Below are 18,023 nucleotides of genomic sequence, written 5' to 3'. Positions count from 1 at the left end.
TTGAGATTGCCGAAAAAAAGGACTACCTAACTCCCATATGATCAAGCCCCGCCCGGCCGAACCGGGCGTCCGCCCTAAAAAAACGCTCGCAGGCGCGCTAGCGCGTTGTGCGGGATGACAACGGTCATTGAAGGAGACGAAACATGGCAGTCCGCGTCGGAATCAACGGTTTTGGCCGCATCGGCCGCAACATCCTGCGGGCCATCGCCGAGTCCGGCCGCAAGGACATCGAGGTCGTCGGCATCAACGACCTCGGCCCGGTCGAGACCAACGCGCATCTGCTTCGCTTCGACAGCGTCCACGGCCGCTTCCCCGGCACCGTGACCGTCGATGGCGACACGATCAGCCTCGGCGGCAACAAGATCAAGGTGACCGCCGAGCGCGATCCCTCGAAGCTGCCCTGGAAGGATCTCGGCATCGACATCGCGATGGAATGCACCGGCATCTTCACCTCGAAGGACAAGGCCTCCGCGCATCTGACCGCCGGCGCCAAGCGCGTTCTCGTTTCTGCGCCGGCCGACGGCGCCGACGCCACCATCGTCTTCGGCGTCAACCACGACACGCTGACCCGGGAACATCTGGTCGTCTCCAACGGCTCCTGCACCACCAACTGTCTTGCGCCGATCGCCAAGGTGCTGAACGACCTCGTCGGCATCGAGACCGGCTTCATGACCACGATCCACGCCTATACCGGCGACCAGCCGACGCTCGACACCATGCACAAGGATCTCTACCGCGGCCGTGCGGCTGCGATGTCGATGATCCCGACCTCGACCGGCGCCGCCAAGGCGATTGGCCTCGTGCTGCCGGAACTTAAGGGCAAGCTCGACGGCGTCGCGATCCGCGTGCCGACCCCGAACGTCTCGGTCGTCGACCTCAAGATCGTGGCCAAGCGCGCCACCGATCCGAAGGAAATCAACGAGGCGATGAAACGTGCCTCCGAGCAGCAGCTCAAGGGCATCCTCGGCTACACCACGGCGCCGAACGTCTCGATCGACTTCAACCACGACCCGCACTCCTCGACGTTCCACATGGACCAGACCAAGGTGCAGAACGGCACGCTGGTGCGCGTGATGTCCTGGTACGACAACGAGTGGGGCTTCTCGAATCGCATGGCGGACACCGCCGTCGCGATGGCGAAGGTGATCTAACTCCGCTCTCGTGTCCCGGACGCGATGCAGCGTGAAGCGCTGCGTCGCAGAGCCGGGGCCCATTCAACCGCGGGACTCGCCGCAATTTGGGTCCCGGTTCTGCACGGCGGCACTCCGCGCCGCGGTGCGCCCGGGATAAGGGCCTCCGATGACCAACAAATTCCGCACCCTCGACGACGTCGACGTGAAGGGCAAACGCGTCCTGCTGCGCGTCGATCTCAACGTGCCCATGGAGAACGGTCGCGTCAGCGACGCGACCCGGCTCGAGCGCGTCGCGCCGACCATCACCGAAATCTCCGACAAGGGCGGCAAGGTCATCCTGCTCGCGCATTTCGGCCGGCCGAAAGGGCGCGATGCCAAGGACTCGCTCAAGCCCGTTGCCGAGGCGCTGTCGAAAGTCGTGAAGAAGCCCGTCGGCTTCGCCGACGATTGCATCGGCGAACCCGCGGCCAAGGCCGTTGCCGGCCTGAAGGACGGCGACATCCTCTGTCTCGAAAACACCCGCTTCCACAAAGAGGAAGAGAAGAACGATCCGGCCTTTGTCGCGGAGCTCGCAAAACTCGGCGACATCTGGGTCAATGACGCGTTCTCGGCCGCGCACCGCGCCCACGCCTCGACCGAAGGCCTCGGCCACAAGCTGCCCGCCTATGCCGGCCGCACCATGCAGGCCGAATTGGTCGCGCTGGAGAAGGCGCTGGGCTCACCGACCAAGCCCGTCATCGCCATCATCGGCGGCGCCAAGGTCTCGACCAAGATCGACCTGCTCGAAAACCTCGTGACCAAGGTCGACGCGCTGGTGATCGGCGGCGGCATGGCCAACACCTTCCTGCACGCCCAGGGTGTCGGTATCGGCAAGTCGCTGGCCGAGAAGGATCTCGCCGCGACCGCGCTGCGCATCATGGAAAAGGCGGAAGCCGCCAATTGCGCCATCATCCTGCCGGTCGACGCCACCGTCGCCTATCATTTCGCGGCCAACGCGCCGTCGCACGCCTATGGCCTCGACGCTATCCCGGCCGACGGCATGATCCTCGACGTCGGTCCGCAATCGATCGCACGGGTCCATGCCGCGATCGACGATGCGGCGACGCTGGTCTGGAACGGACCGCTCGGTGCCTTCGAGATGCAGCCGTTCGACCGCGGCACGATGTCCGCCGCCAAGCACGCCGCCGAGCGCACCAAGGCCAAGAAGCTGATTTCGATCGCGGGCGGCGGCGACACCGTGGCGGCCCTCAACCAGGCCCATGTGGCCGGTCAGTTCACCTATGTCTCGACCGCCGGTGGCGCATTTCTTGAATGGATGGAAGGCAAGCCCCTGCCCGGCGTCGAAGTTCTGCGCACCAAGTAATCGGTCGGCAAGTCGTCAGCCGCCTTCAAGCAGTGGCCTTGCAGGCCCAAACGGGAGAAAAACACAGATGGCTCGGATCACGTTGCGTCAATTGCTCGACCATGCGGCGGAGAACGATTACGGCGTCCCGGCCTTCAACATCAACAACATGGAGCAGGCGCTGGCGATCATGGACGCGGCCAACCAGGTCGACGCGCCCGTCATCATCCAGGCTTCGCGCGGTGCGCGCTCCTACGCCAACGACGTCATGCTCAAGCACATGATGGACGCGGTGACCGAGATCTATCCGCATATCCCGGTCTGCGTGCATCTCGACCACGGCAACGAGCCGGCGACCTGCATGACCGCGATTCAGGCCGGCTTCACCTCGGTCATGATGGACGGCTCGCTCAAGGCTGACGGCAAGACCCCCGGCGACTGGGGCTACAATGTCGGGGTGACCAAGACCGTGACCGACATGGCCCATCTCGGCGGCATCTCGGTCGAGGGCGAACTCGGCGTGCTCGGCTCGCTCGAAACCGGCATGGGCGACAAGGAAGACGGCCACGGCGCCGAGGGCAAGCTCAGCCACGACCAGCTCCTGACCAATCCGGATGAAGCCGTGAAGTTCGTCCAGGAGACCCAGGTCGACGCGCTCGCGATCGCGATGGGGACGTCTCACGGCGCCTACAAATTCACCCGCAAGCCCGACGGCGACATCCTCGCCATGAACGTGATCGAGGAGATCCACCGCAAGCTGCCGAACATGCATCTCGTCATGCACGGCTCCTCGTCGGTGCCGCAGGACCTCCAGGACATCATCAACGCCTATGGCGGCAAGATGAAGCCGACCTGGGGCGTGCCTGTCGCCGAGATCCAGCGCGGCATCAAGAACGGCGTGCGCAAGATCAACATCGACACCGACAACCGCATGGCGATGACCGGCCAAATCCGGAAAGTGCTCAAGGACAATCCGGAAGAGTTCGATCCGCGCAAATACCTGAAGCCCGCGATGGAAGCGATGACCAAGCTGTGCAAGCAGCGGCTCCAGGAATTCAATACCGCAGGCCAAGCCTCCAAGATCAAGAAGGTGCTGACCACGGCCGAGATGGCCAAGCGCTACGCCAAGGGCGAGCTCGCCCCGAAGGTGGCGTGAAGCTGCTCTATCCTCCTCCTCTCCCGCCCTTCGCGGAGAGAGGGTTGGGGTGAGGGGCTCTCTCCGCAGATGAGATGACTGCGGGACCTGTACCCCCTCACCCGGATCGCAAGGGCGATCCGACCTCTCCCCGCAGGCGGGGAGAGGTGAACAAGCCCTCCCCCTTACCCTGCGACGAACGTTAACTCGGCATTTGCCCGAGAACGGTCTATTTTCACCGGCAAGGGCAGAATCGTTTTGGGAGGACATCTCGATGAATCTGACTGAGCTCAACAGGATCGCGACCGCTCTGGTCGCGCCCGGCAAGGGCATCCTTGCCGCCGACGAATCCTCCGGCACCATCAAGAAGCGTTTCGACGCAATCGGCGTGGAATCGACCGAGGAGAACCGCCGCGACTATCGCGAGATGCTGTTCCGCTCGAACGAAGCCATGAGCCGCTATATCTCCGGCGTCATCCTCTATGACGAGACGATCTGGCAGGACGCGAAGGACGGCACGCCCCTGGTCAAGCTGATCGAACAGACCGGCGCCATTCCCGGCATCAAGGTCGACGAGGGCACGCAGCCCCTGCCGATGTGCCCGGGAGAGCTCGTCACCGTCGGGCTCGACAAGCTCGCAGAGCGCTTGAAGAAATATTACGAGCGCGGCGCCCGCTTCGCCAAATGGCGCGCGGTGATCGACATCGGCAGCGGCATCCCCTCAATGACCGCGATCAGCGTCAACGCCCACGCGCTGGCGCGCTACGCAGCGCTATGCCAGGCCGCGCAGATCGTGCCGATCGTCGAGCCCGAAGTGTTGATGGACGGCGATCACGACATCGATCGCTGCTATGAGGTGACGAGCCGTGTGCTCAACAAGACGTTTCAGGAATTGCGCGTGCAGCGCGTCGCGCTCGAGGGCATGGTGCTGAAGCCGAACATGGCCATCTCCGGCAAAAAATGCCCGAAGCAGGCTTCCATCGAGGAGGTCGCGGAGAAGACGATACGGCTGCTTAGGGCGTGCGTGCCCGCGGCGGTACCCGGCATCGCCTTCCTCTCCGGCGGCCAGTCGGATGAAGAGGCAACGGCGCATCTCAACTCCATGCACAAGCGCGGGCCCCTGCCCTGGGGCCTGACCTTCTCCTACGGTCGCGCACTGCAGGCCGCGCCGCAGAAGGCCTGGTCGGGCAAAGCCGAGAACGTCGCGGCCGGACAAAGCGCATTCAGTCACCGCGCGCGAATGAATGGCCTCGCCTCCAAAGGCGAATGGCAAAGCAGCCTGGAACAGAAAGCGGCCTAGATCTTGTCGAACAAATCTCCTCCGCCGCGCCCGGCGCCGCGCCTTTATCTCGCGACGCCCGTCGTCGACGATCCCGCTTTGCTTCTGGCCGAGCTGCCCGGCCTGCTTGCCGCCGCCGACGTCGCGGCCGTGCTGCTGCGGCTGAAGGAAACCGATCAGCGCACCATGATCTCGCGGGTCAAGGCACTCGCGCCGCCGGTTCAGAAAGCGGGCGCGGCGCTGCTCGTCGACGGCCATCCTGAGCTCGTCGCACGCGGCGGTGCCGACGGCGCGCACCTGCCCGGCATCGCCGCGCTGAAGGAGGCGCTGCCATCGCTGAAGCCCGATCGCATCGCCGGCGTCGGCGGGCTGACGACGCGGCACCATTCCATGGATGCGGGCGAGATCGGCGCCGATTACGTTCTGTTCGGCGAGCCCGACGCAAAGGGCCAGCGGCCGTCGTCGCAAGCGATCGCCGAACGGCTGGACTGGTGGGCCGAGCTGTTCGAGCCGCCCTGCGTCGGCTTTGCCCTGTCGTTGGAGGAGGCCCGCGAATTCGCCGCCAGCGGCGCCGATTTCGTGCTGGTGGACGACTTGATCTGGGCCGATCCGCGCGGACCCAAGGCCGCGCTGGTCGAGATCGACGCTGCGATCAAGAATGCTCATGCGACGGCGCTTGCGGGCCAAAATCCTGCGGGTCAGGAGCACGGCTAGCGCCCGTCATGAAGCTCCCGCGCATCACCATCCTGGCCACGCTGCTGCTCACAGTGCCCGCGGCCGCGCAGCTCCAGATCACGCCGCCCGTGGCAACGCCAAGCCCTTCGGCCGAGAAAACCAAGGACAAGCCGAAGGCCACGCCGCACACCATCACCAAGAAGAAGGAAGCGGCCAAACCCTCGGCGTCGCCCAAACCTTCAGCCTCCCCAAAGCAGGCTCCGGCCGCGACCGTGATCCCTGCGCCTCCGACCGACAATCCCAACGTCGATCTGGTGTACGGCGCCTATCAGCGCGGCCAGTACAAGACCGCCTTCGAACTCGCCACCGCCCGTGCCGAAACCGGCGATGCCAAGGCGATGACCATGCTGGGTGAGCTCTATTCCAATGCCATGGGAATCCGGCGCGACTACGCCAAGGCGCTGCAATGGTACAAGCGCGCCTCCGACGCCGGCGACCGCGAGGCGATGTTCGCGCTCGCCATGCTCAGAATGTCCGGCCGCGGCGGCCCGGTCGACAAAAACGAGGCGGTCAAGCTGATGGCGTCCGCCGCCAAGTTCGGCGAGCCCAAGGCGGCCTATAACCTCGCGCTGCTCTATCTCGACGGCCAGACCCTGCCGCAGGACGTCAAGCGCTCCGCCGAGCTGCTGCGCCAAGCGGCTGATGCCGGTCTACCCGAGGCGCAATACGCGCTCGCGACCTTCTACAAGGAAGGCACTGGCGTGCCGAAGGATCTGGAACGGGCGGTGCGTCTGCTCCAGGTCGCCACGCTGACCGACAATGTCGATGCCGAGGTCGAATACGCCATCGCACTGTTCAACGGCACCGGCACTCCGAAGAACCAGCCGGCGGCCGTCGCCCTGCTCCGCAAGGCGTCCCGCCAGGGCAGCGCGATCGCGCAGAACCGGCTGGCCTGGGTGCTGATCAACGGCATGGGCACGGCCGTGGACAAGGTCGAGGGCTTCAAATGGCATCTGGTGGCCAAGACCGCCGGCAAGGGCGATCCGGAGCTGGACAAGCAATTGTCCGATTTGCCGGCCGAGGACCGGGCCAAGGCCGAAGCCGCCGCCAGGAAATGGCTCGGGGCCAAATGACTTGACGTTGAGGCCCCCGCAGGGCACCCCATCCCTCAAACAGGCGCGATTTCGCGCCATTTCCCCCGATCAAGACCGGAAGCTCATGCTGTATTCCGCAACTATCAACGTCATGGTCAAGGCCGCGCGCCGCGCCGGCCGCAGCCTCAAGCGCGATCTCGGCGAGATCGAGCATCTCCAGGTCTCGCTGAAGGGACCGGCGAATTTCGTCTCGCTGGCCGACAAGCGCGCCGAGGAGATCCTCTACCAGGACCTCGCAAAGGCGCGGCCCGGTTACGGCTTCATCGGCGAGGAAGGCGGCACGCGCGAGGGCTCCGACAAGAGCCACACCTGGATCGTCGATCCGCTCGACGGCACCACCAACTTCCTGCACGGCATCCCGCAATTCGCGATCTCGATCGGGCTGTCGCGCGAAGGCACGATCATCGCCGGTGTGATCTACAACCCCGCCAATGACGAGCTCTACATCGCCGAGCGCGGCAAGGGCGCCTTCCTCAACGACCAGCGCCTGCGCGTGGCCGGCCGCCGCCAGCTCAACGAATGCGTGGTGGCCTGCGGCCTGCCTCATATCGGCCGCGGCGACCACGAGGAATTCCGCCGCGAGATGACCGCGATGCAGGAGCGCGTCGCCGGCCTGCGCCGCTTTGGCGCCGCCTCGCTCGACCTCGCCTTCGTCGCCGCGGGCCGCCTCGACGGCTATTGGGAGCGCAATTTGCAATCCTGGGACATCGCGGCAGGCATGATCATGCTGCGCGAGGCCGGCGGCACGATCACCGACATCGACACGCCGGGCGATGCCCTGGTGACGGGCAATGTCGTGTGCGGGAATGAGTTCGTGCACGGGGAATTGGCGAAGATTTTGCGGAAGTAGGCCGCAGTAGCACGACGGCGCGATCTACGACGGTTAAGAATCGTCGTCCTCGTCGGATTCCTCGTCGTCCTCGTCGTCGCGATATTCACCGCCGATGGTCAGGCCCTCGATCGCCGTGGCGCCCTTCGACTTGATCACCCGGCGGAGCGGGACCGAACTCTCGCTTCGCAGCGCGTCCATCAACTGTTCCGAATGGGTGACGATCCAGATGTCGGCGCGGCGTGATGCCTTGGCGATGAGCCGGGCCAGCGGCGCCAGCAGCGACGGATGCAGGCTGGTCTCGGGTTCGTTCAGCGCAATGAACGGCGGCAGCCGATAGCCCATGAACACCGCGAGCAGGCAGATGTATTTCAGCGTCCCATCGGATAGTTCATGCGCCCTGAACGGCCGCGGCATATCCGGCAATTGCAGATCGAATTCACACCTGCCATTTTCTTCCCATGCGCGGAGTTCGGCACCCGGGAATGCATCCTGGATCGCGTCCTGCAGGTCGTTGGCGTCTTCCCGAATGACATAGAGGGTCGCCAGGGTGGCCGCCAAATCGATTCCATCGGCGCTGAGCGAGGGCGTCGCGATCGCGAGACAAGGCTTTCGTATCGGTGACGCCGGATCGGTGCGGAAGTCATGATAGAATCGCCAGCCCAGCATCGCATTTCTGATCAGGTCGATTTCCGGACTTGCCATCGGAAAAAGCCGCAAGCGCGGTCTCTGACGGCAGCACCGCATCCTTGTGAGCGTTCCAGGCGCCGCTCTCGCCACGGACGCTGATGAGCGAATTGATCCGCTCCATCAGCTTGACCCTGCGTTTGCCGCGTGTCGTTTCGATCGTTTCAGCCTTGATCATCGGCTCGCCGGAAAACGCGGCCTGAAGCGGGCTCGGAAACCCGAGCTCGATGGAATACCTCATGCTGTCGAATGTCGCCGACAGCCGCAGCCGCCCGTCTTCGCCTTTTTTGCGAATGCCGGACCAGCAGACCGAATTCAATCCGCCTTCATCGGCGATCGTGCGGGTAATTTGACCGGTCGCCGCGTCGCGCAGCAGCGACAAGGACTTGTAGAGATTGGATTTGCCGACGCCATTTTCACCGACAAACACCGACAAGGGATGGATGGGTATGGAGAGCCGCCGAATGGAGCGATAGTTCGAGATCGCAATTTCGGTCGGACGCATGACGTGCTCTCAATCGGCGGGATGCCAGGGTATTCGCGGCGTGGTGCGAATACGTTGTTCAATCCAGGGATGCAGTCTGGATTGAGGCCTCCGAGAAATCAAGCCGAGCGATCCGGCGTTGAGTGGCCGACTCTCACCAGCGGGCGAAGGCGGCCGCTCCAAACCCGACTGTCATCATCCGCGAAGGCGGATGATCCAGTATTCCAGAGACATCTGTTGGGTACGGAAAGGCCGCGGCGTACTGGATGCCCCGCCCCCCGTGCGCAATTGCGCACTAGGCGGGGCATGACACCTCACCTTACAGCTTGGCCGGCGCGGGCGGCCCGTACATCTCGGCCTCCTTCGCCACCTTCTCCCGATCCCCGCCCAGCACGCGTTGCACCGAGACGAAGAACACCGGGACCATCAGCAGCGCCAGGATCACCACCGCGATCATGCCGCCCATCACGATGCTGCCGAGTGCCTGCTGGCTGGCGCCGCCGGCGCCATGGGCGATGGCCATCGGCAGCACGCCGCAGATGAAGGCGAGGCCGGTCATCAGGATCGGGCGGAAGCGCAGGCGGCAGGCCTCGATGGTGGCGTCCACCAGCGGCTTGCCTTCTTTCCGCAGATCCTTGGCGAATTCGATGATGAGAATCGCGTCCTTGGCCGCAAGGCCAATGATGGTGATCAGGCCGACGGTGAAATAGACGTCGTTGGGCAGGCCGCGCAGCATCGCCGCGACCACCGCGCCGACGATGCCGAGCGGCACGGTGAGCAGCACCGCGAGCGGAATGGTCCAGCTCTCGTAAAGGGCGGCCAGGCACAGGAACACCACGAACACCGAGAGCCCGAGCAGGAACGGCGCCTGCGAACCCGACAGTTTCTCCTGGAGCGACTGCCCGGTCCATTCATAGCCGAAGCCGCGCGGCAGCTTGCCTGCGAGCCGTTCCATCTCGGCGATGGCATCGCCCGAGGTGAAGCCGGGTTTCGCCTCGCCCGAGATGCGCACCGCCGGATAATAATTGAAGCCGGCGATCTGCGTCGGTCCGCGCGCCCATTCCACGGTGGCAAACGACGAGAACGGCACGAGCTGGCCGCGGCTGTTCTTGACGTTGTAATTGAGGATGTCCTCGGTCCGCATGCGGTCGCGGGCATCGGCCTGCACCACGACGCGCTGCATGCGGCCGCGGTTCGGGAAGTCGTTGATGTAGTTCGAGCCGAGATTGGTCGAGATCGTGTTGTTGATGTCCTCGAAGGTGACGCCGAAGGCGCCGGCCTTCTCGCGGTCAATCACGAGGTTGACCACGCCGGCCTCGGGCAGGCCTTCGACATAGACCTTCTGAAGCACAGCGCTTGCATTGGCCTCCGCGATCAACTGATCGGCGGCGCGCATCAAGGCCGGATAGCCCTTCTGGCCGCGGTCCTGGAGCCGGAACGAGAAGCCCGAGGAATTGCCGAGATTGTCGATCGGCGGCGGCTGCAGCGCGGAGATTTTTGCGTCGCGGATCGACGACGACAGATCGCGGTTGATGTCGGCAACGATCGCCGCTGCCGAATCCTTCGGCCCGCGCTCCGACCAGTCCTTCAAGGTGATGAAGGCCTGCGCGGTGTTCATGCCCTGGCCGGAGAAGCTGAAGCCGGTAAGAAAGGTGACGTTGTCGACGCCCGGCCGTTGCGCCAAATATTTTTCCACCTTCTCGATCACCGCCTCGGTCCGGCCGTAGGACGAATCCGACGGCGTCTGCACGTCGGTGGTGACGAAGCCCTGGTCGTCGACGGGCAGGAAGCCGCCGGGGAGGTTAACGAAGGCCCAGGACAGGCCGGCGAGCAGCGCGACATAGACCAGCATCAAGCGGCCGGTGCGCTTCAGCGAGAAACCGACGGTGCGGGAATAGCCCTCCTTGCCGCCCTCGAGCATCCGGTTGAACCAGCCGAACACGCCCTTCCTGGCGTGACCGTGGCCGGCAGCGACGGGCTTGAGCAGCGTCGCACACAGCGCCGGCGTCAGCGACAGTGCCAGGAAGGCGGAGAAGCCGATCGCGGCGACCATGGTCACGGAGAACTGGCGGTAGATGATGCCGACTGAGCCCGGGAAGAACGCCATCGGCACGAACACGGCCATCAAGACCAGCGTGATGCCGATGATGGCGCCGGTGATCTGCGACATCGCTTTGCGCGTCGCTTCCTTCGGCGGTAGCCCCTCCTCGGCCATGATGCGCTCGACGTTCTCGACCACGACGATGGCATCGTCGACCAGGATGCCGACCGCGAGCACCATGCCGAACATCGAGAGCATGTTGATGGAGTAGCCGGCGAGCAGCAGCGTGGTACAGGCGCCCAGCAGCGCTACCGGCACCACGATGGTCGGAATGATGGTGTAGCGGATGTTCTGCAGAAACAGGAACATCACCACAAACACCAGCACGATGGCTTCGACCAGCGTCGACAGCACCTTCTTGATCGAGGCCTCGACCACGGGCGTGATGTTGTAGGGAATCTCGTAGCCGATATTGGCCGGGAAGAAGCGCGACAGTTCCTTCATCTTCTCTTCGACGGCGCTCGCGGTCGCCAGCGCATTGCCGGTCGGCGACATCAGCACGGAGAGGCCGGCGGTCGGCTTGCCGTCGAGACGGGTGTTGAACTGGTAGCTGAGGCCACCGACCTCGATGCGCGCGACATCGCGCAGCCGCACGGTCGAGCCGTCGGCATTGGCGCGCAGGATGATGGTGCCGAATTCATCCGGGGACGAGAGCTGGCCCTTGACCAGCACCAGCGCGGAGGTGCGCTGGGTCGAGGTCGACGGTTCGGCGCCGATGCTGCCGGAAGCGACCTGCGCGTTCTGCGCGGCAATGGCCTTGTTGACGTCGTCGGCGGTCAGGCCATAGCCGACCAGCTTGGCCGGATCGACCCAGACGCGCAGGCTGCGTTCGGTCGAATACAGCGTGGCGCGGCCGACGCCGGGGATGCGGCGGATCTCGCCGAGCACGTTACGGATCATGAAGTCGCCGAGGCCAACCTCGTCCAGGCTGCCGTCGGTCGAGTTCAGCGTGATGATCTGGAGCACCGCGCTGGAGGCTTCCTCGATCAGAATGCCCTGCTGGATCACCGCGCGCGGCAGCCGCGCCTCGACGCGCTTGATGCGGTTCTGCACCTCGACCGAGGCGGCGCTGGTATCGGTGCCCGGCACGAAATTGGCGATGATCTCAACTTGGCCGAGCGAGTCGCTGGTCGATTCGAAATTGAGGATGCCGGAGGCGCCGTTGAGCTCCTCCTCGATCAGCCGCGTGACGCTGTTGTAGAGGTTTTCGGGCGAGGCGCCGGGATAGCTGGTCGAGATCGAGATCGAGGGCGGCGCGATGATCGGATATTGCGCGATCGGCAACAGCGGAATCGAAATTGCGCCGACCAGACAGATGAACAGCGCGACGACCCAGGCGAAGATCGGCCTGTCGATGAAGAAGCTCGCCATTACCGCTTTTAACCTCGTTGTTTCACTAGTCCCTCATGGTGAGGAGCGCGAAGCGCGTCTCGAACCATGAAGGCCCGGCTCTCGCCCGTGGCCATCCTTCGAGACGCCCGCTTTGCGGGCTCCTCAGGATGAGGGATCAAGACAGTCGCGACGCCCGAACGTTACCGCATCAGCTTCTGGGCGTGCCGGTTGTCGGCGGTCGCATCCGCTTCCGACCAGGATTGCGGCTTGACCCTGTCGCCGGCGGCGAACTTCTGGAAGCCTTCGACCACGACCTTGTCGCCGGCCTTCAGCCCGTCGGTGACGAACCAGATTCCGTCCTGCACCGAGCCGGTGCGCACCGGCTGTACCGCGATGTGGTTGTCGTCCTTGACGACGAACACCTCACTGCCGCCGCCGCCATTGCGCTGGATCGCCTGCTGCGGCACCGCGATCGCATCGCTATCGAGGCCCTGGTCGATGCGGACGCGGACATACATGCCCGGCAGCAATTCGCGCTTGGGGTTGCGGAACTCGCCGCGCAACGTCACCTGACCGGTATTGGCGTCGACCTTGGCATCCGAAAACAGCAACTTGCCGTCGAGGGAGTAGAGGGTGTTGTCGTCGAGCACGAGATGCACCTTGGCGGCGTCAGGCGCGATGCGCTCGAGGTCACCGCTCTCGAAGGCGCGGCGGAGCTGGTTGAGCTCGTTCACCGACTGGGTGAAATCCGCATAGATCGGATCGAGCTGCTGGATCGTGGCCAGATTGGTCTCGTTCTGGACCGCGAGCGCGCCCTCGCTGACCAGGGCCGCACCGACGACGCCGTCGATCGGCGCGCGTACGGTGGCATAGTCGAGATTGAGCTTGGCGCGCGCGAGATCGGCCTTGCGGCCCTCGACCTCGGCATGAGCCTGGCGCTCGGCCGCGATCGCCTTCTCGTTCTCGGCTTCGGGCGCGGCGCGCTGGCTGGTGAGCGTGGCGATGCGGCGCGCCTGCTGCTGCGACTGCATCAACGCGGCCTCGGCCTTGGCGACCGCGGCGTCGTTGGCCATCACCTCGACCTCGAACGGACGCGGATCGATACGGTACAGCGGATCACCGGCCTTCACCTCGCTGCCCTGTCGGAACAGACGCTCGACCACGATGCCGGACACGCGCGGCCGCACGTCGGAGACGCGCGTCGGCGCAATGCGGCCCGGCAGCTCGCGCACAACGGCGCGCGGCTGCGGCTTGACGATGACGATGCTGACGTCGGGGTCGTTGGGCTGGGCGGCTGAAATGGCGGAACTGGATTCGTCGCAGCCTGCCAACAGCGGCGTAAAGGCCGCGAGCATCATTGCAACGCATGCCGATCGCGCGCGAAGTCCTGACATGAAGTTAAGTGCCCCGATATTGTTGAAACTGATCACGGTCCGCGCGAGGCCCGTTCTGGGCCGTGACACGCGGCTGATGCCGCCAAAATAGAGGGGACGTGCTGCGACGCAACGCACCTTGCGGGCGGCCCAATGTCACACGGTCTATGGTGCTGACTTCAGTACGCTTTTCGCGCCTCACCCGATTGTGAGTCCGGTTCCACCGCCGCATGCTGCGACGGAACATCGCAATTACGCCGCCGCCCTCATCCGGTAGTGGCTGACGCCCCACTCGGTTCCGTCGGCGTAGCCGAACAGGCCCGAGGTCGCGAGAAAGAACCAGCGCCAGCGCCGCATTCGCGGGGCCGTCTCCTCGCCATGGACGTTGCGCAAGGCCGCCTCGATGGCATCGCGATGCGCGTCGAAATTGACGAGCCAGTCGTTGGCGGTGCGCTGATAATGCGTGCCGCTCCAGCACCATTCCTTCTCGACCGTGAAGATATCGTCGAATTGCCTGACGAGGTGGTGGCTCGGCATCAGCCCGCCCGTGGAGACGCGCTGCGCGATCCAGTCGTCGCGATCGGCCCGGTCGAACAGGTGAGAGCCGGAGCGATGGGCGACGATGTGCATGAAGAACCGCCCCTCCGGCGCGAGCCACGCGCGCAGGCGCGTCATCAGCTTGCGCCAGTTCATCACGTGCTCGAACATCTCGACCGACACGATGCGGTCGAATTGCCCGTCGGGCGCGAACACGTTGATGTCCGCGCAGACCACGCGCAGGTTGAGGAGACCGCGCAGCCGCGCCTCTTCCTCGATATGGGCGCGCTGCGCCTGTGAGCTCGACACCGCGGTGACCTTGGCGTGCGGAAACTGCCGCGCCATCCACAGCGACAGCGAGCCCCAGCCGCAGCCGAGCTCGAGGATGGTCTGGCCGTCGGCGAGAGCGGCATGCTCGGCGGTCTGGCGCAGCGCCTCCTCCTCGGCCTCCCGCAAGGTGGTCGCGCCGGTCTTGTAGAAGCAGCAGGAGTATTTGCGGTTGGGACCGAGCACCTTCGCAAAGAACGAAGCTGGCACCCCCTCGTGCCCGGCATCCGCGTCCTCGGCGATCGGCCGCAGCATCATCCGCCCGGCGAAGGCGGCATCGTCCGGCCCGCCCAGCGCGGACAGCCGCGTCACCGTGCGCGAGCACAGGCGCTGGATCGCCGCGCGGATCACGACATCAGGCAAAGGCACCCGTTCGGCAGTCCCGATGATCGCGGACACGACGCTCATGCGACGACTCCGTCTTTGGGCGGCAGATCTTGGACGGCAAGTCTTGGGCGCCAAGGGGGAAAGTGCGACTTGAACCTGTGGAATGCCGACGATTTGGTAAGTACGTCCTTACCAAAGCCCGGTTTCAGCGTTGGGTTCCCCAGCTCTCCCCGAAATCGGCGCATCCGGCGCTTTTTTTGGGCGGGCGCTGTGCCATAGTGCGCCCCGCAAGCAAGTTAACGGATGATACCGGCCATGCCGCCAGGCGCCTCGCCCCGCTCCTCCCTCGACATCGAATATACCAAGCTATCCTCGCCCAGCGTCTTCCTGGTGCGGATGCTGGTCTTCCTGGTGCTCTGCACCCTGGTGGGGGTGGTGCTCTACAAGCAGATCATCCAGGCCTTCTTCGCCAATCCCGGGCTCAATGCGCTGATCGGCGGCGTGCTGTTCATCGGCATCATCCTGGCCTTCCGCCAGGTGATCCGGCTGTATCCCGAAGTGTCCTGGGTCAACAATTTCCGCATCGCCGACCCCGGCCTTGCGCCCGCCCGCCACCCCAAGCTGCTGGCGCCGATGGCGATGATCCTCGGCGGCGAGCGCACCGGGCGGATGTCGATCACCCAGACCACCATGCGGCACCTGCTCGATTCGATCGCGACCCGCCTCGACGAAGCCCGCGACATCTCCCGCTACATGACCGGGCTTCTGGTCTTCCTGGGACTGCTCGGCACCTTCTGGGGCCTGATCGAGACGGTCGGCTCGGTCGGCAAGGTGATCGACGGGCTCAAGGTCGGGGGCGATTCCGGCGCCCTGTTCGACACGCTGAAGGAGGGGCTGGCCGCCCCGCTCGGCGGCATGGGCATCTCGTTCTCGAGCTCGCTGTTCGGTCTCGCCGGCTCGCTGATCCTGGGCTTCCTCGACCTGCAATCGAGCCAGGCGCAGAACCGTTTCTACACCGATCTCGAAGACTGGCTTGCCACCACCGTGCGCGAATATGGCAGCGGCGAGATGGCTGTCGCCGCCGGTGGCGGCGGCATTGCCAGCGGCGAGCTTCAGGCCGTCGTCGAGCGCTTGCGCACGGTGCTCGAGGAAGGCAGCGGCAGCCGCGGCACCACCGCGGCGATGGCAAGCCTCGCCGAAGCCATCCAGGCGCTGGTCTCGCATATGCGGACCGAGCAGCAGATGATCCGCGAATGGGCCGACGGCCAGGGCGAGCAGAACCGCGAGATCCGGCGCCTGCTGGAGCGCATCGCGCGTCAGCCCGAGAAGGGGTAGCGACATGGCACTGGCGCGCGGCCGCCGCGGCGATACCTCCTTCAACTACTGGCCCGGATTCGTCGACGCGCTGTCGACGCTGGTGCTGTCGATCGTGTTCCTGCTGTCGGTGTTCCTGGTGGTGCAGTTCTTCCTCTCGCAGGAGGTCACCGGCAAGGACAAGGCGCTGGAGCTGCTCAACGCCAAGATCGCGCAGCTCAACGAGCTGCTGTCGCTGGAGAAGCTCGGCAAGCTCACGCTGGACGACCAGGTCTCGTCGCTGAAAGCCGGCCTCGCCTCGGCCGAGAGCGAGCGCGACCGCATCAAGGGCCTCTATGAGGGGCTGGCCGCCGCGGGCAATGACGCGCAAGGCAAATCCTCCGAGCTCGGCAAGGCGCTGGACTCCGAGAAAGCGGTTTCGGCCCGCGCGCTGGCGCAGATCGAGGTGCTGAACCAGCAGATCAGCGCGCTGCGGCGGCAATTGGCGGCGCTGGAAGAAGCGCTCGACGTCTCCGAGAAGCGCGACAAGGAATCGCAAAACCGAATTGCCGATCTGGGCTCTCGCCTGAATGTCGCCCTGGCGCAGCGCGTGCAGGAATTGTCGCGCTACCGCTCGGAATTCTTCGGCCGCCTGCGCGCCATCCTCGGCAACCGCCCCGACATCCGCATCGTCGGCGACCGCTTCGTATTCCAGTCCGAAGTGTTCTTCGACACCGGACAGGCGGTGCTGCTGCCCGAAGGCCGCGCCGAGCTCGACACGCTCGCGACCGCGCTGATCGATCTCGACAAGAAGATCCCGAACGAGATCCCCTGGGTGCTGCGCGTCGACGGCCACACCGACGTACGTCCGGTCAACGGTCCGAACTTCAAGTCGAACTGGGACCTCTCGGCCGCCCGCTCGATCTCGGTGGTGCAATACCTGATCTCGCTCGGCGTGCCCGCCCAGCGCCTGGTCGCCGCCGGCTTCGGCGAATTCCAGCCGCTCGACACCGCCAACACCGAGGAAGCCTACAAGCGCAACCGCCGCATCGAGCTGAAGCTGACGGAGCGGTAGTGAGCGCCCTCCATCTTCGCCCTTACCTTCCCGAGGACGAGGCCGCCTCGATCGAGCTCTGGCATCGCACCTGGCAGCAGGCCTATCCGCAGATCGACTTCGCGGCACGCCTGGACTGGTGGCGCGAGCGCTGGCGCAAGGATCTGGTGCCGAAAGCCTCGATCGTGGTCGCGGAGCAGGACGGCGCACTGACCGGCTTCGTCACCATCGACGGCGCCGGCTATCTCGACCAGCTCGTGGTCGATCCCGCGCATTGGGGCTCGGACGCGGCGCGGCTGCTGGTGGACGAGGCCAAGCGCCTGTCGCCGACAGGAGTGACGCTGCTCGTCAACAAGGACAACAGCCGCGCCATCCGCTTCTACGAGCGCAACGGCTTTGCGCATGCCGGCGACGAGGTGAACCCGACCTCGGGCCGGCCGGTGCTGAAGATGATGTGGCAACCTTAGATTCTGACGAGTTTGATTCTGGCGGGCGTGACGCCCGTCACGTCGGGATCCCGGGAGGTCAGCTAGTCGTTGTGCCCGGGAGTTGCGCCGGCAAGCGGATGGAGATGACCGATGAAACTGAGCGATCTGGCCAAGGGATCTTCGGTCCTGCTCGGCGTCATCGTCGCCGGATATGTCTCGACGAGCTATGTCGACCAGCGTCTCGCCACGCCGGTCAAGACGACGAGTGCTCCGACGAACGGCCTTGGGCCATCGGCCTGCGTTGATGAGGACGGGAGCTGGAAGAACTGGCCGTGGCCGAACGTGCCGGCGCTGTCGCCGAAGTGTCGATAAGCGGCGCTGTTCGCCCATTCGCCGCAAGGCGCTCTCGGCTCAAGCGGAGTTCAAGTTCGAAATGCCAGCTTTCGGCTTGGCGGATCGCGCGATGGCTGTCTTCGCGAAGCCGCATCGACTCATCGATCGCTCGCCGCGCCCGCTCCAAAAGTTCGAGGGTT

General features: G+C 65.0%; 14 protein-coding genes and 1 pseudogene. 11 read left to right on the top strand and 4 right to left on the bottom strand.

Annotated features, from left to right (window positions below):
• Window positions 1–143 precede the first annotated feature (143 nt).
• The 7 genes from gap to ABIB91_RS05695 all read left to right on the top strand — a co-directional run bounded on the left by gap (window position 144) and on the right by ABIB91_RS05695 (window position 7,568).
• The gene (gene gap, locus ABIB91_RS05725; protein WP_007599946.1) at window positions 144–1,151 is read left to right on the top strand and encodes a type I glyceraldehyde-3-phosphate dehydrogenase; all 1,008 of its coding nucleotides are present in this window, start codon (window positions 144–146) and stop codon (window positions 1,149–1,151) included.
• Between the two features lie 148 nt (window positions 1,152–1,299).
• Window positions 1,300–2,496 (top strand): phosphoglycerate kinase, encoded by a 1,197-nt coding sequence (locus tag ABIB91_RS05720; RefSeq protein WP_354159362.1) that lies wholly within the window; start codon window positions 1,300–1,302, stop codon window positions 2,494–2,496.
• Window positions 2,497–2,563: 67 nt separating this feature from the next.
• Window positions 2,564–3,631 carry a class II fructose-bisphosphate aldolase gene (gene fba / locus ABIB91_RS05715; protein ID WP_007599942.1) on the top strand — a complete coding sequence of 356 codons (1,068 nt, stop codon included), beginning with the start codon at window positions 2,564–2,566 and terminating at the stop codon, window positions 3,629–3,631.
• Between the two features lie 253 nt (window positions 3,632–3,884).
• Window positions 3,885–4,910, top strand: coding sequence for a class I fructose-bisphosphate aldolase (locus ABIB91_RS05710; RefSeq protein WP_354159365.1), 1,026 nt, complete (start codon window positions 3,885–3,887; stop codon window positions 4,908–4,910).
• Window positions 4,911–4,913: 3 nt separating this feature from the next.
• On the top strand, window positions 4,914–5,603 hold the full coding sequence (locus ABIB91_RS05705) for a thiamine phosphate synthase (protein ID WP_354159366.1): 690 nt from the start codon (window positions 4,914–4,916) through the stop codon (window positions 5,601–5,603).
• A gap of 8 nt (window positions 5,604–5,611) precedes the next feature.
• Window positions 5,612–6,697: a tetratricopeptide repeat protein gene (locus ABIB91_RS05700; RefSeq protein ID WP_354159367.1), complete on the top strand. Its 1,086-nt coding sequence runs from the start codon at window positions 5,612–5,614 to the stop codon at window positions 6,695–6,697.
• An 85-nt stretch (window positions 6,698–6,782) separates the two neighbouring features.
• Window positions 6,783–7,568: an inositol monophosphatase family protein gene (locus ABIB91_RS05695; RefSeq protein WP_007599929.1), complete on the top strand. Its 786-nt coding sequence runs from the start codon at window positions 6,783–6,785 to the stop codon at window positions 7,566–7,568.
• Between the two features lie 33 nt (window positions 7,569–7,601).
• Here ABIB91_RS05695 and ABIB91_RS05690 read toward each other — a convergent pair.
• The 4 genes and pseudogenes from ABIB91_RS05690 to ABIB91_RS05675 all read right to left on the bottom strand — a co-directional run bounded on the left by ABIB91_RS05690 (window position 7,602) and on the right by ABIB91_RS05675 (window position 14,796).
• Window positions 7,602–8,739, bottom strand: a pseudogene (locus ABIB91_RS05690) (AAA family ATPase).
• 298 nt (window positions 8,740–9,037) lie between these two features.
• The gene (locus ABIB91_RS05685) at window positions 9,038–12,190 is read right to left on the bottom strand and encodes a multidrug efflux RND transporter permease subunit (protein ID WP_354159369.1); all 3,153 of its coding nucleotides are present in this window, start codon (window positions 12,188–12,190) and stop codon (window positions 9,038–9,040) included.
• A gap of 161 nt (window positions 12,191–12,351) precedes the next feature.
• Window positions 12,352–13,545 carry an efflux RND transporter periplasmic adaptor subunit gene (locus ABIB91_RS05680; protein ID WP_354159371.1) on the bottom strand — a complete coding sequence of 398 codons (1,194 nt, stop codon included), beginning with the start codon at window positions 13,543–13,545 and terminating at the stop codon, window positions 12,352–12,354.
• Between the two features lie 231 nt (window positions 13,546–13,776).
• Window positions 13,777–14,796, bottom strand: coding sequence for an SAM-dependent methyltransferase (locus ABIB91_RS05675; RefSeq protein WP_354159372.1), 1,020 nt, complete (start codon window positions 14,794–14,796; stop codon window positions 13,777–13,779).
• Window positions 14,797–15,030: 234 nt separating this feature from the next.
• Between ABIB91_RS05675 and ABIB91_RS05670 the strand changes: the two genes are divergently transcribed.
• The 4 genes from ABIB91_RS05670 to ABIB91_RS05655 all read left to right on the top strand — a co-directional run bounded on the left by ABIB91_RS05670 (window position 15,031) and on the right by ABIB91_RS05655 (window position 17,862).
• Complete coding sequence (locus tag ABIB91_RS05670; RefSeq protein WP_354159374.1) at window positions 15,031–16,050, top strand: flagellar motor protein MotA; 1,020 nt, start codon at window positions 15,031–15,033, stop codon at window positions 16,048–16,050.
• A gap of 4 nt (window positions 16,051–16,054) precedes the next feature.
• On the top strand, window positions 16,055–17,083 hold the full coding sequence (locus tag ABIB91_RS05665) for a peptidoglycan -binding protein (RefSeq protein ID WP_007599914.1): 1,029 nt from the start codon (window positions 16,055–16,057) through the stop codon (window positions 17,081–17,083).
• A complete protein-coding gene (locus tag ABIB91_RS05660) occupies window positions 17,083–17,529 on the top strand; it encodes a GNAT family N-acetyltransferase (RefSeq protein ID WP_354159376.1) in 447 nt (148 codons plus the stop codon). The genes ABIB91_RS05665 and ABIB91_RS05660 overlap by 1 nt, the downstream gene beginning before the upstream one ends.
• Window positions 17,530–17,640: 111 nt before the next feature.
• Entirely contained in the window at window positions 17,641–17,862 is a 222-nt protein-coding gene (locus tag ABIB91_RS05655) for a hypothetical protein (protein ID WP_027570257.1), read from the top strand.
• Window positions 17,863–18,023: the final 161 nt, after the last annotated feature.

This window comes from Bradyrhizobium sp. JR4.3, from assembly GCF_040547695.1.
Lineage (GTDB): Bacteria > Pseudomonadota > Alphaproteobacteria > Rhizobiales > Xanthobacteraceae > Bradyrhizobium > Bradyrhizobium canariense.
Note: the sequence above shows the minus strand (reverse complement) of the source record. Positions and strands in the feature narration are given on the sequence as shown.